10 protein-coding genes are annotated in these 13,456 nt (G+C 54.5%); 2 read left to right on the top strand and 8 right to left on the bottom strand.

Annotation, left to right across the window (positions count from 1 at the left end; translation table 11 throughout):
* Positions 1-18: 18 nt before the first annotated feature.
* Positions 19-975, bottom strand: coding sequence for a 23S rRNA pseudouridine(955/2504/2580) synthase RluC (rluC, locus tag C5523_RS10385; protein WP_172960886.1), 957 nt, complete (start codon positions 973-975; stop codon positions 19-21).
* A 572-nt stretch (positions 976-1,547) separates the two neighbouring features.
* Between rluC and rne the strand changes: the two genes are divergently transcribed.
* Complete coding sequence (rne, locus tag C5523_RS10375) at positions 1,548-4,778, top strand: ribonuclease E (protein ID WP_108701067.1); 3,231 nt, start codon at positions 1,548-1,550, stop codon at positions 4,776-4,778.
* Positions 4,779-4,819: 41 nt separating this feature from the next.
* On the opposite strand, the gene C5523_RS10370 is transcribed toward rne, so the two are convergent.
* Entirely contained in the window at positions 4,820-5,758 is a 939-nt protein-coding gene (locus C5523_RS10370) for a LysR family transcriptional regulator (RefSeq protein ID WP_071195446.1), read from the bottom strand.
* Between the two features lie 118 nt (positions 5,759-5,876).
* On the opposite strand from C5523_RS10370, the gene C5523_RS10365 reads away from it, so the two are divergent.
* On the top strand, positions 5,877-7,091 hold the full coding sequence (locus C5523_RS10365) for an MFS transporter (RefSeq protein ID WP_108701066.1): 1,215 nt from the start codon (positions 5,877-5,879) through the stop codon (positions 7,089-7,091).
* Positions 7,092-7,166: 75 nt separating this feature from the next.
* On the opposite strand, the gene flgL is transcribed toward C5523_RS10365, so the two are convergent.
* From flgL to flgG, 6 genes are all read right to left on the bottom strand, one after another.
* Positions 7,167-8,117 carry a flagellar hook-associated protein FlgL gene (gene flgL, locus C5523_RS10360; RefSeq protein WP_108701065.1) on the bottom strand — a complete coding sequence of 317 codons (951 nt, stop codon included), beginning with the start codon at positions 8,115-8,117 and terminating at the stop codon, positions 7,167-7,169.
* A 14-nt stretch (positions 8,118-8,131) separates the two neighbouring features.
* Positions 8,132-9,772 carry a flagellar hook-associated protein FlgK gene (gene flgK, locus C5523_RS10355; RefSeq protein ID WP_108701064.1) on the bottom strand — a complete coding sequence of 547 codons (1,641 nt, stop codon included), beginning with the start codon at positions 9,770-9,772 and terminating at the stop codon, positions 8,132-8,134.
* Between the two features lie 75 nt (positions 9,773-9,847).
* On the bottom strand, positions 9,848-10,804 hold the full coding sequence (flgJ, locus tag C5523_RS10350) for a flagellar assembly peptidoglycan hydrolase FlgJ (protein ID WP_041851738.1): 957 nt from the start codon (positions 10,802-10,804) through the stop codon (positions 9,848-9,850).
* Positions 10,804-11,898 carry a flagellar basal body P-ring protein FlgI gene (locus C5523_RS10345; RefSeq protein WP_041851739.1) on the bottom strand — a complete coding sequence of 365 codons (1,095 nt, stop codon included), beginning with the start codon at positions 11,896-11,898 and terminating at the stop codon, positions 10,804-10,806. The genes flgJ and C5523_RS10345 overlap by 1 nt, the downstream gene beginning before the upstream one ends.
* Positions 11,899-11,910: 12 nt before the next feature.
* A complete protein-coding gene (locus tag C5523_RS10340; protein ID WP_041851740.1) occupies positions 11,911-12,609 on the bottom strand; it encodes a flagellar basal body L-ring protein FlgH in 699 nt (232 codons plus the stop codon).
* Between the two features lie 57 nt (positions 12,610-12,666).
* Entirely contained in the window at positions 12,667-13,449 is a 783-nt protein-coding gene (gene flgG / locus C5523_RS10335; RefSeq protein ID WP_041851741.1) for a flagellar basal-body rod protein FlgG, read from the bottom strand.
* Positions 13,450-13,456: the final 7 nt, after the last annotated feature.

Raw genomic sequence — 13,456 nt, 5'->3', positions numbered from 1 at the left:
CACCATGACCGCCCTTACTTATGCTTTCTTGTTGCGTAGCACTTGCAGACAGCGCTTGAGTTGATCGTCCAGCGGCGCTTCTATACGAATAGTTTCGCCGGTATTGGGGTGGGTAAACTTCAACGCCGCGGCATGCAGAAACAGCCGTGTTAACCCGGTGCCTGCCAGTTGTTTATCAAACTCACGATCACCATATCGATCGTCAAAGGCAATCGGATGACCCGCATATTGGGTATGGACGCGAATTTGATGCGTACGACCCGTTACCGGGCTACACCGCACTAGTGTCGCGGCCTCATAACGTTCTTCGACTTTAAAGCGGGTTTCTGACGGCTTTCCTTCCTGGTTCACGCGCACAATACGCTCACCGCTTTGGAGAATATTTTTCAACAGCGGCGCCTGCACCACTTTGACGTGGGACTGCCACTGCCCGCGCACCAGCGCCAGATAATCTTTCTGCATGCCTTTATCACGCAACTGCTCATGCAGGGAACGCAGCGCGGAACGTTTTTTGGCGACCAGCAGCACACCGGAGGTGTCACGATCCAGACGGTGCACCAGTTCCAGAAAAGGCGCTTGCGGACGTAATGCACGCAGGCCTTCAATGACGCCAAAACTTAACCCGCTACCGCCGTGTACCGCAGTGCCAGAGGGTTTATTCAGCACCAGGATATGTTCATCTTCATAAAGAATGACGTCGCTCAGCGCGGCAACTTTTTGCAGGTGCGGCGAAACCGCTTCCTCTTCCCGTTCCGCAACGCGGACAGGTGGAATACGCACTTCATCGCCCGCTTCCAGCTTATATTCCGGCTTCACGCGTTTTTTATTCACGCGGACTTCGCCTTTACGCAAGATGCGGTAAATCATACTTTTTGGCACACCTTTCAGTTGGGTGCGTAAAAAGTTATCGATGCGTTGCCCCGCTTCGTCATCGGCGATAGCAACAATTTTTACGGAAGGAGTCTCAGTTTTCATGGGAGGCGATTCTAAATAGCGTCGATGAATAGCGCCACTCATTTTTATATGCTTATATTTACTTTTGATCCTGGCCTGCTTCGTTCGACACAGACGTTTTGGCGGTTATTAAACCAATCACCAGGCAAAAGTGAAAAAACTGTGAGTAACCGGGTGATAAAAGGTAAAAGTCAGCTTGCTATAACAGGGTTCGCAAGGAATAATGTTGCAGTTTTCCGCGTTGGATCTTGTTATAACAAGCAATTGTGCGGAATGACCAGTTTTGCCTGTCCGACCATACACGCAGCAATGGCGTAAGACGTATTGGACTTTCAGGCAGTTAGCGGGCTGCGGGTTGCAGTCCTTACCGGTAGATGGAATCTTCTCTGGAGAGTTTTTCCCAGGCTGTTCCCCTGATAATTGCGCTGTGTTTTCCACAGGAAATACAGGCAACCGACACACTGCGCCTCTTAAGCGAACGACAACCGTGAGGTTGGCGACGTGAACAGACACGAGGCCATCGGTTCTCCCCCGGAAAGGCGTCATCATGCCCGCAGCTTAGTCGTCAATGTAAGAATAATGAGTAAGTTACGATGAAAAGAATGTTAATCAACGCAACTCAGCAAGAAGAGTTGCGTGTCGCCCTTGTTGATGGGCAGCGTCTGTACGATCTGGATATTGAAAGTCCTGGACACGAGCAGAAAAAAGCGAACATCTACAAAGGTAAAATCACCCGAATTGAACCGAGCCTGGAAGCTGCCTTTGTTGATTACGGCGCTGAGCGTCACGGTTTCCTTCCCCTCAAAGAAATTGCCCGCGAATATTTCCCTGCCAATTACAACTCTCATGGCCGTCCGAACATCAAAGATGTGTTGCGCGAAGGTCAGGAAGTTATCGTCCAGATTGATAAAGAAGAACGCGGCAACAAAGGCGCTGCGCTGACTACCTTTATTAGCCTGGCAGGCAGCTATCTGGTACTGATGCCAAACAACCCGCGCGCGGGTGGCATTTCTCGTCGTATTGAAGGCGATGACCGTACCGAACTGAAAGAAGCGCTGGCCAGCCTCGAATTGCCCGATGGCATGGGTCTGATCGTCCGCACCGCCGGTGTGGGTAAATCTGCTGATGCTCTGCAGTGGGATCTGAGCTTCCGTCTGAAACACTGGGAAGCTATTCAGAAGGCCGCTGAAAACCGCCCTGCTCCGTTCCTGATTCACCAGGAAAGTAACGTTATCGTTCGTGCTTTCCGTGATTATCTGCGTCAGGACATCGGCGAAATCCTTATCGATAACCCGAAAGTGCTTGAGCTGGCTCGCCAGCATATCTCCGCGCTGGGCCGTCCGGATTTCAGCAGCAAAATTAAGCTCTACACCGGTGAAATCCCGCTGTTTAGCCACTACCAAATCGAATCGCAGATTGAATCCGCCTTCCAGCGTGAAGTACGTCTGCCGTCCGGCGGCTCTATCGTTATCGATAGCACCGAAGCGTTGACCGCCATCGATATCAACTCCGCGCGTGCGACCCGTGGCGGTGATATCGAAGAGACCGCCTTTAACACTAACCTGGAAGCGGCAGACGAAATTGCACGTCAGTTGCGTCTGCGTGACCTCGGCGGTCTGATCGTTATCGACTTTATCGATATGACGCCGGTGCGCCATCAGCGCGCGGTAGAAAACCGCCTGCGCGAAGCCGTTCGTCAGGACCGTGCGCGTATTCAAATCAGCCATATTTCTCGCTTCGGCCTGCTGGAGATGTCCCGTCAGCGCCTGAGCCCGTCACTCGGCGAGTCCAGCCACCATGTGTGCCCGCGTTGTAGCGGAACCGGGACTATCCGTGACAACGAATCCCTGTCACTTTCTATTCTGCGCCTCATCGAAGAAGAAGCGCTGAAAGAAAATACCCAGGAAGTGCATGCCATCGTTCCGGTGCCGATCGCCTCCTATCTGTTGAACGAAAAACGCGCCGCAGTCAGCGCTATTGAAACCCGTCAGGGTGGCGTGCGTTGCGTAATCGTACCGAACGATCAGATGGAAACGCCGCACTATTCCGTACTGCGCGTGCGTAAAGGCGAAGAGACAACCACCCTCAGCTACATGCTGCCGAAGCTGCATGAAGAAGAGATGGCTATGCCGTCAGACGAGGAATCTGCCGAGCGTAAACGTCCTGAGCAGCCTGCGCTGGCTGCCTTCGTCATGCCGGAAGTTCCGCCTGCGCCAACGGCACCTGAAGCCCCTGTAGCGAAGGCGCAACCGGCTGTCAGCAGCGAGCCTTCAGTAGCCGCACCTGCTGCTCCGGGTCTTCTTAGCCGTCTTGTCTCCGCCCTGAAAAACCTGTTTGCCGGGAGTGAAACTGCCGCACCAGCCGAAGTTCAGGAAGAGAAGAAAGAAGAGAAGCAGGAGCGCCAGCAAGATCGCCGCAAATCGCGCCAGGGTAACCGTCGTGACCGCAATGAACGTCGTGAGCCGCGTGCAGATGGTAATGAAGGGCGTGAGAACCGCGATGACAATCGCCGTAATCGCCGTGAGAAACCACAGCAGAATGCCGAAGCGCGTGAAGCCCGCCAGCCAGTACCCGTAGCTGCGGAAGAGACGGAAAAAACGAAACAGCGTGATGAGCAGCAGCCTTCCCGCCGCGAGCGCAATCGTCGTCGTAATAACGACGAAAAACGCCAGGCGCAGCAGGATGTGAAAGCACTGAACCGTGAAGAACAACCTGAGCAGGAAGCCGAACAGGAAGAGCGCGTTCAGGTGATGCCGCGCCGTAAACAGCGTCAGTTGAACCAGAAAGTCCGTTTCGGTGATGCTCCGGCAAGCACAAGTGAAGAGGCTGTTGCCGTAGAGCCGGGTGCCACAGAAGCCCCTGTACAACGTACAGAGCTGGCGAAAGTGGATCTGCCGGCCGTTGTTGAGAACGTTGCTGAGCAAGAAGAAACTGCAGAAAACCGTGATACCGCAGGTATGCCGCGTCGTTCTCGCCGTTCGCCGCGTCATCTGCGCGTCAGTGGTCAGCGTCGCCGTCGCTACCGTGATGAGCGTTACCCGGCACAGTCCGCAATGCCGCTGGAGATTGCCTGTGCTTCTCCGGAAATGGCGTCCGGTAAAGTGTGGGTTCGCTATCCGGTTACGCGTCCTCAGGACGAGGTGCAAGAAGCACCGGTTGTTGAGCAGCAAAACAGTGTCACCGCTACCGATGTCGCACCTGCCATTGCCGAAGTCGAACAAGTTGTGGCCACCGCTCAGCAAGAGCAGCAGTCCGTCGTAGCTGATGTACAGGCACCGGCTGAGGAAGTGGTTGAAGTCGCACCGCAGGCACCGGTTATCGAGCCAGAGCCTGTTGTGGTCGAAACCACTCATCCGGAAGTGATCGAAGCCCCGGTTGAAGCACAGCCGGAACTGATCGCAGAGGAAGACCGTCCGGTCGCGGAAGAGGTGGCGAAAACCGCTGAACCTGCGGTTGTTACACCGGTTGTTGAAGAAACAGCACCGGTTGTTGAAGAAACAGCACCTGTTGTTGCAGAGCAACCGCAAGCGCCTGTTGCTGTCGAGGAAAAACAGCCAGAAGCTACTCCGGTAGCCCCGGTTGTTGAACCTGTAGCACCGGTTGCTGCAGCGATTGAGCGCGTAGCTCCTGTGGCAGCCAGCGAGGTCCATCATGCCACTGCGCCGATGACCAAAGCGCCTGCACCTGCCTATGTGCCGGAAGCGCCACGTCACAGTGACTGGGTCCGTCCACAGTTCAACTTTGACGGCAAAGGTTCTGCAGGCGGTCACAGCGCCACGCATACCGCAACGGCGCCAGCTACACGACCGAACGCAGCGGAATAAGCACTCTGCTGATAAAAAGCCGACCTCCGGGTCGGCTTTTTTTATGCTTTCAGCGCAGGCTGTCGCATTCCACTCAGGCCCGGCATGACCTCGCGCATCAACTGGAGAAACATCCGCAAACGTGCCGGATAATAACGCGCCCAGGGGTACACCAGATGCACAGGCAACGGTGGGATCTGCCACTCAGGCAGCAAAGCCACCAGTCTGCCGTTGCCGATATCCTCTTCCACCGTCCAGCTTGAGACAACGGCCACACCCAGCCCTGACAGCGCGGTATTGCGTGCCACATACAAACTGTCGGTATAGAGCCTGGGTGCAATAGTTATTTGCTCTGTTACCCCGCTAAGCACGTTGGTGACGGCAACGTTATGCTGATAAAAGGTGCTTAACGCAATCCACGGCAGCGCCGCCAGATCCTGAGGCGTGCGAATTTCCGCAAAACGGGCCAGCAGCGTCGGCGATGCGACAATGGAACGAGGAACTTCGGCAAGCAGGACGGAAACCGTCGCCGGGTCCACTTCGGCCCCAACCCGAATCGCACAATCAAGATTCTCGCTGAGAAAATTGACTGTTTTATCGTTAAGCATCCATTGCACCGAAAGCTGCGGGTAGCGTTCCAGAAAACGCGTCAGCGGGGCCAGGAGCTGTTCCTGACCAAAAGCATGAGGCGCTCGCACACGAAGCATCCCGACGGGCTCATCTTCTGTCTGGCTCAGTTCATCTTCAAGCGCAAGCCAGGTATCAATGACACGTCTCGCATGTTGATAGCAGCGCTCGCCATCGTCGGTGAGCTTCATCGCATGGGTGGTACGAAGAACCAGTTTGACTCCGAGCATGGTTTCCAGCGACTGCAGACGACGACTCACCGTGGCCTGCGTCGTATTGAGCTGGCGCGCTGCGGCCGATAGCGACCCCGCCTCTACAATGCGCACCAGCGTGCGCATCAGATCAACGCGGTCTATACGTTCTGCACGCTGCATTCAAATTTCCTCTATACGTTTCACGTATAACCGTTTTACCACTCTGCTGGCTACCGCGTCACGTTGTAATCGACAAAAATACATTCACACCAACTATGAATATGTTTGAGGAAAAGTTATGAACCGTCGTTCTCAATCGTTAAATCCGGCGCAGTGGACTATCTTTGCGCTGGCGCTGGGGGCGGGTTTTAGCGTCGCCGCGATTTATTATGCACAACCCTTATTACCGCTGATGGGCAGCGATCTGCATTTGACCGTTAACGGAATGGGTCTGGTTCCGACGCTGACGCAGGCAGGCTACGCACTGGGCATCCTCTTTTTATTGCCGCTGGGCGACCGCTACGATCGTCGTCATCTTATTCTTGCGAAAAGCGTGGCACTGGCTTTACTGCTGCTGGCCTGTAGCCTGATGGCACATTTACCGGGGTTATTACTTATCAGTCTGTTGATCGGGATGGCGGCCACCATGGCGCAGGATATTGTTCCCGCCGCCGCCATTCTTGCACCCGAAGGTAAGCAAGGAAAAACCGTCGGTACAGTGATGACGGGGTTACTGTTGGGTATTTTACTTTCTCGTACCGTGAGCGGCGTTGTCGGCGCAGCGTTTGGCTGGCGCATTATGTTCCAGCTTGCTGCTGCCAGCATTGCATTTATCGCCGTTCTGATGTGGTTTGTGTTGCCGCGATTCGCCGCGCATTCAACGCTCGGTTATCCCGCGCTGATGAAAACGATGGCGCATCTTTGGCAGCGTTACCCTGCCCTACGCCGTGCTGCGTTTGCGCAGGGCTTTTTATCCATCGCGTTTAGCGCTTTCTGGTCAACCCTTGCAGTAATGTTGCTGGATAACTATCAGCTCGGAAGCGCCGTCGCAGGTATGTTTGGTATTGCAGGCGCAGCAGGCGCACTGGCGGCCCCCTTAGCCGGGGGGCTGGCAGATAAAGTCGGTGCTGAAAAAGTGACTCAACTGGGTGCCGGGCTGGTCACAATATCCTTTGCGCTGATGTTCGCACTGCCGGCATTGCCACCGCATGGACAACTGGCACTGATAGCCCTGTCGGCTGTTGGTTTTGATCTTGGCTTACAGTCCAGTCTCGTGGCGCACCAGAATCTGGTGTATGGCCTGGAGCCAAAGGCGCGTGGCCGTCTGAACGCCCTTCTCTTTACTGTCGTATTCATTGGGATGGCGCTGGGTTCAGCGCTCGGTAGTAAGGTCTACACTATCGCCGCATGGCCTGGCGTGGTGGCGCTGGCAACGTTGACTGGCGCAGTCGCCCTGGTGATCCGTTTAGTGGATAACCGTCGTGTTACTGCACAATCGCGCAAGATCGGCTAAAAAAAGGCCCGCACCGGATACCGGTGCAGGCACACAGAACATGTTCCAGTTTCCAGACATGTTCTAAAGCGAAGATTACTTATTGAGCTGGAACAGCGACATGCCTTGCATGTCGCTAAATGTTTTATAGGATGCCTGCAATGCCGTCTGCTGCATGGTGTAAGACGAGATGACCGAGTTCCAGTCTACATCAACGAGATCGCTCATTTGTGTTTTCAGTGAAAGCGAACGGTCATCACCCAACTCATCGAGATTGGTCAGCTCTTGTAACTGCGTACCCAACTGTGCACGAACGGTCGATACGTTATTCAGCGAGTTGGTCAGGCCACGGTTGGCTTTATCCAGGGCTGCCTGAGAAACAGCCTGAGCTGCCTCGTTACCTGAAACCGGGACTTTCAGCGCCGCAATCGCGTCATCTAACATACTGAACACGTTGGTTTGCGAAGTACCACCACCAGGTTCCGGGATCGCATTGCTGGTAATGCTATTGAAGACCTGGTTACCCGTATGGGCAATTACCATGCTACGGGACGCATCCACCTGCTGACTGATCGCAACATTGCCGCCGTTGTAAGCGCCTGCGGCATTAAACGGTGGAGTGTCGGTTTTATAGCCACCAAAAATATAGCGACCATTACCATCAGTGCTGTTTGCCAGGTTAAGCAATTGATCGCGAACACCTTGTAGCTCTGTCGCCATAGACGCACGGTCATCGTCACTCAGTGTACCGTTCGCAGCCGCAACCAGTGAGGTATGTGCCGCAGTTACAGCAGTGGTCACCTGTGACAGCACGCTTTCTTCCAGCGATACTTTCTGAGTAGCGAAAGTACGCGCGGTTTTATACTGTTCGTTCTGCTGCTGCGCCTGAGAAACCACTACAGCCTGGGAGGCGGCAATCGGATCGTCAGAAGGTTTGTTCACTCGCTGGCCTGTCGACATTTGCAAGCCATAATCCATCCACTTAGTCTGTGAATTGGTAATGCCACGCATGTTTTGGTCATACATCATCTGAGTACTAATACGCATCTCTTACCCCTTACTTAGCGTACGTTCAGTATCGCATCGAACAGCGTGTTTGCCGTCTGCAACACCTGCGCGTTTGCGAGATAATATTGCTGGTAACGCTGCAGGTTACCGTACTCTTCGTCGAGGTTGACGCCAGAAATCGATTGTTGCTGGTCAGAAAGCTGCGTAACAACATTCGCCTGCGTCGTACTGCTGGTTTTCAGCGTAGAGGTCGTTGTACCGACATAGCTGATCATTGACGCGTAGGCATCGTTAAAACTTTTTGTATTGCCGATGACTTTGCTGTTTTGCAGATTTAACAGCGCCTGACCATTGATGTTGTCGCTCTTACCGGATGTCGCGCTGGACGCCATGGCAATTTTCGACTCATCGGTGATGGCCACACTCATATTGGTAATGGCGTTCACGACCGGTTTCACCGTGAAACTGTCGTTTTTGTTCGCTGTACCGGAAACACTGACGGTCAGACCGTCAAAACTGAGGTTGCCGCTGGCATCCGGAGTAACGGCAAACGCCGTATTATCTGCCAGTCGGGTCACATTCCAGCCAGTATCGGTTTTAAGCAGCTTGTAATCCGTCGCCTGCACTTTGGTGCTGTCACTAATGATTGTTGACAGGACACCAGTACCGGTGTTTTTCGCATTGCTCAGAGTGGACGGCGTGCCAATCGTGAAGAAGTCGGTACCCGGATCACCATCGGTGTCATAGCCTTGTTTATGCTGTGCATTGAACTTATCTGCGAAAACATAAGCCAACTGGCCCAGCGTATTGCGCGTTTTGTCCAGATCCTGAGAGCGGAAGGTCAACACGCCACCCAGTGAACCGGTTGTCAGCAGTTTTTCCGGAATTTCAATGTTCCCTGCGGTCGGGTCAACATAAGCAACCGTCGTACGGGCAGGATCATCACTGGATGCCACCGCGGCCAACTGGCGGGAAGTACTACCCTGAACCAGCGTATAGCCATTCGCCATTGTGATGTTAAACGTGCTGTTGTCCTGGACGCTGACTTCAACGCCCACAATGCCGTTTAGCTCACTTACCAGTTGGTCGCGCTGATCCAGCAAGTCGTTCGGCGATGCACCGCCACCTACTGCCGTCAGACGTGAAATTTGGTCGTTCAGATTAGCGATTTGCTTGGTGTAGTTATTAATCTGATCAACGCTTGAGGAGATAGAGGTGTTAACCTGTTTATCCTGATCGCGCAGGTACTGGTCAGCCACTTTAAACTGGTTAACCAGACCATCGGCTTTACCCAGTACACTCTGGCGGGATGATGAATCCTCGGCGTTACTGACCAGAGTCTGAACGCTGGAGAAGAAACCTTGCAGCGCAGTGGCCAGCGTATTGGTTGAACCCGACAGCATGTTGTCAATTTTTGACATTTGGTTATAACGGGTCGTCAGGCTGCTACTCTGAGTATTCGCTGCGCGTAGCTGGTTCGTAATAAACGAATCATATTCACGTTGCACACCTGAGACAAACGCACCGTTGCCAATCCACCCACCAGCACCCAGGGTGCTATTCGCCGCAGTCAGGACTGTTGTCTGGCGGGTATAGCCCGTCACGTTATAACTTGAAATGTTATTACTGGTGGTATTAAGCGCCGCCTGGGCTGCACTGAGCCCACTCATCGCGGTATTAATCAAGTTGGCCATTGAGGTTCCTTATAAACTTTGAGACATAAGTCCTGCTAACGATTATCGGCAACCCTGAGCTGAACTTGAGTCGTTTCAGAACAGATTTTCAATATCATTGCTGTAGGCCTTGCTGACCTTCTCGCCCATCGACTTAAGCTGCTGGATCATACTTGTCAGTTTCTGCGCATATTTCGGATCGGTGGCATAACCCGCGTTCTGCAACGCCTGTGCGCCTTGTTCCGGCGTTGCCGCTGTCGTCACCGCCGCATACCGCGGATTGCGACTTAGCATGCTGACATAATCAGAGAGCGCTTCCAGATACGAGCTATAGACACGGAACCTGGCTTTGACCTTTTTGGCTTCGCCATTTTCATATTCAGTGGTGGTGATTTCGGTGGTCGGCCCTTTCCAACCAGGCGTCGCCTTCACGCCGAAAATGTTAAAGCTCGGCGCACCGTTTTCACGGGTGATTTGTCGCTGGCCCCAACCCGATTCCAGCGCGGCCTGCGCCAGAATCAGATGGTGAGGAACCCCGCTTTGCTCACTGGCAAGACGAGCAGGCAGGGAAAGTTGAGCCAGGAAGTCTTTACTGTCACCGCTCAGCGGCTCGTCACTATTTTCCGGCGCTTTCGGCAGTGCCTTACGCACCATTTGCGTAATAGCCTGGCTTTGATAAGTGTTGATGGTTTCGGGATCGAATTTCATCGGCACCTGCTGCATCTGGTCACCCGCAGCAACCGGCGCCTGCCCGCCGGACATCTGTTGGACCATCATATCGGCCAGTCCCAGCCCCTTGCCTGCCGTCATCTGCTGGGCAATTTGCTGGTCATATAAGCTGGTGTACATCCGCGTGGAATCGCTGCTGAAAATACCGTCTTTTGGCAGGGCTTCGCGCATGCTTTTCAGCATCATTTGCACGAACATCCCCTCTACCTGACGCGCCACAGGCCGCAGGTTAGTCTGCGGATCCTGCCCGGCTTTGGTTTTCAGTTCGTTAAGCGATTGCGCGTCCCATGCCGCGCTCGCCATCAAGCGGCTGTCAGTCAGCATTAGATGATCTCCAGCTTAGCCCGCAGGCAACCCGCGCTCTGCATTGATTGCAAAATGGACATCAGATCAATAGGTGTTGCGCCCAGCGCGTTCAGTGCACGTACCACGCTATTCAGATTGGCGCTGGAACGAATACTCTGCAGGGAGCCGCCACTCTGACGCAGGTCAATCTGTGTCTGCGGCGTGACCACTGTCTGACCACCGCCAAACGGCGTGTTCGGCTGGCTGACATTGGCAGACTGGTTGACCGTGACCGAGAGGTTCCCCTGTGCCACAGCGCAGTTATCCAGCGTGACTTCGCGGTTCATGACAACAGAACCTGTACGGGAGTTGATAACAATTTTAGCGTCCTGCGGCGCGACACCTACTTCCAGGTTCTGGATATCCGCCAACATGCGCACCTGCGAACTGCCGCCTTGCGGCACGCGGACCTGAACCGTACGGGCATCCAGCGCGGTTGCGCCACCCATGCCACGACGGTTGATGGTGTCAGCAATCTGCTGCGCCATCGTGAAGTCATCCTGGTTCAATTGCAGGTTGATGGTGTTGCCATTGCCAAACTGGGAAGGCAACTCGCGTTCAATCACGGCACCGCCAGTGATACGTCCACCGTTAAGCTGGTTAACCGCCACGCTGCTGCCACCGGCGGATGCGCCTGCGCCACCGACCAGGATATTCCCCTGCGCCAGGGCATAGACCTGACTATCCACCCCTTTCAGTGGGGTCATCAGCAGCGTACCGCCACGCAGGCTTTTGGCGTTACCCATAGAGGAGACCACCACGTCGATGGTCTGCCCCTGGCGGCCAAACGCCGGAAGCTGGGCGGTAACCATGACCGCCGCAACGTTTTTGAGCTGCATGTTGGTGCCAGCCGGGACGGTGATCCCCATCTGCGACAACATGTTATTCAGGCTCTGAGTAGTGAATGGCGTTTGGGTGGTCTGGTCACCCGTTCCGTCAAGGCCAACCACTAAGCCATAACCAATTAAGGAGTTTTCACGTACGCCCTGTACACTGGTGAGGTCCCGGATGCGGTCGGCCTGGGCGACAAACGCCACCAGCACTAACGCTATTCCAGCCAGAAATCTAAACATAATTCACCCCGGTTACATCGGCGATAAGTTGAGGAAGAAACGCTGCAGCCAGCCCATATTCTGCGCTTCGTTAATGTAGCCGTTGCCGACGTACTCGATGCGCGCGTCCGCCACCTGTGTGGACGGAACCGTATTGCTGCCGCTGATGGTGCGTGGGTTCACAACACCTGAGAAGCGGATAAATTCAGTGCCCTGGTTGATGGCGATCTGTTTTTCACCCACCACGTGTAAATTGCCGTTGATCAGTACCTGGTCGACCGTAACGGTCAACGTGCCGCTAAATGTATTGCTGGCGTTAGCGCCGCCTTTGCCGTTAAACGAGTTGCTGCCTTCGCTCGTCAGATCTGCACGCGCATTGCCGAACAAGCCTTCCAGATAGCGAGGCGTGGTATCCATTGAGAAACTGCTTTTGCCATCGCGGCTGGCATTCGCTGATGAACTCTTACTGGCGCTCACGTTTTCTTGCAGCACCAGCGTCAATGTATCCCCGACGTTACGCGGGCGACGGTCTTCAAACAGCGGCTGGTAGCCATAGTTGATAGGCTGCGCAGTCTGGTAAATAGAGCCATTGACGACCGGAACGGGTCCCGGCATCGGTTGAGCGGTCGTTGCGCCCTGCACCAGCGGTGTTGAGGGAACCCAGGCACATCCGTTCAACATCAGTGCCAGTAAAGCTAACAGGGGGTAGCGGCCCGCGGCGTTTTTTTGCATTACATTCATCTTCGAAATCAGGGTTCCGGTGCAGCCTGCGCCGCACCGGATAACGCCTTAGAGTTGCGACAGTTTCTGCAGCATCTGATCGGTGGTCGATACCGCTTTGCTGTTAATTTCATAAGCGCGCTGAACCTGGATCATGTTCACCAGTTCTTCCGCCACGTTTACGTTCGAGGTTTCCACATACCCCTGATACAGCAGACCCGCCCCGTTCAGCCCCGGCGTGGTGGTGTTCGGCGTGCCGGAAGACTGTGTTTCGAGGTACAGGTTTTCACCGATACTTTCCAGACCGGTGTCGTTCATAAAGGTTGTCAGGTTGAGCTGCCCCACCTGCACAGGCGCTGTCGCCCCCTGCTGCGTGGCGCTGACCACACCGTCACGGCCAATGGTGATACTCAGGGTGTTAGCCGGAATGGTAATGGCAGGCTGAACCTGGAAGCCGCCCGACGTTACCAACTGGCCATTCTGGTCAACCTGGAATGAACCATCACGGGTATAAGCAGAGGTACCGTCCGGCAGCAGGACCTGGAAGAAGCCCTCGCCTTTGATAGCCACATCTTTGCTGTTGTTCGTCTGGGAGAGGTTACCCTGGCTGTGCAGACGTTCGGTGGCCACCGGGCGAACACCGGTACCAATCTGCAGACCAGAAGGCAGCGTAGTCTGTTCAGAAGATTGCGCACCAGGCTGACGAATCGTCTGGTAAAGCAGATCTTCAAATACCGCGCGCTGACGCTTGAAACCATTGGTACTGACGTTCGCCAGGTTGTTGGCGATAACGTCCATATTGGTTTGCTGGGCGTCGAGGCCGGTTTTAGCGATCCATAATGAACCTATCATAGGAAAT

The organism is Phytobacter sp. SCO41, from assembly GCF_003073275.1.
GTDB lineage: Bacteria > Pseudomonadota > Gammaproteobacteria > Enterobacterales > Enterobacteriaceae > Phytobacter > Phytobacter diazotrophicus.
This window is presented reverse-complemented; position numbering and strand designations above follow the sequence as displayed.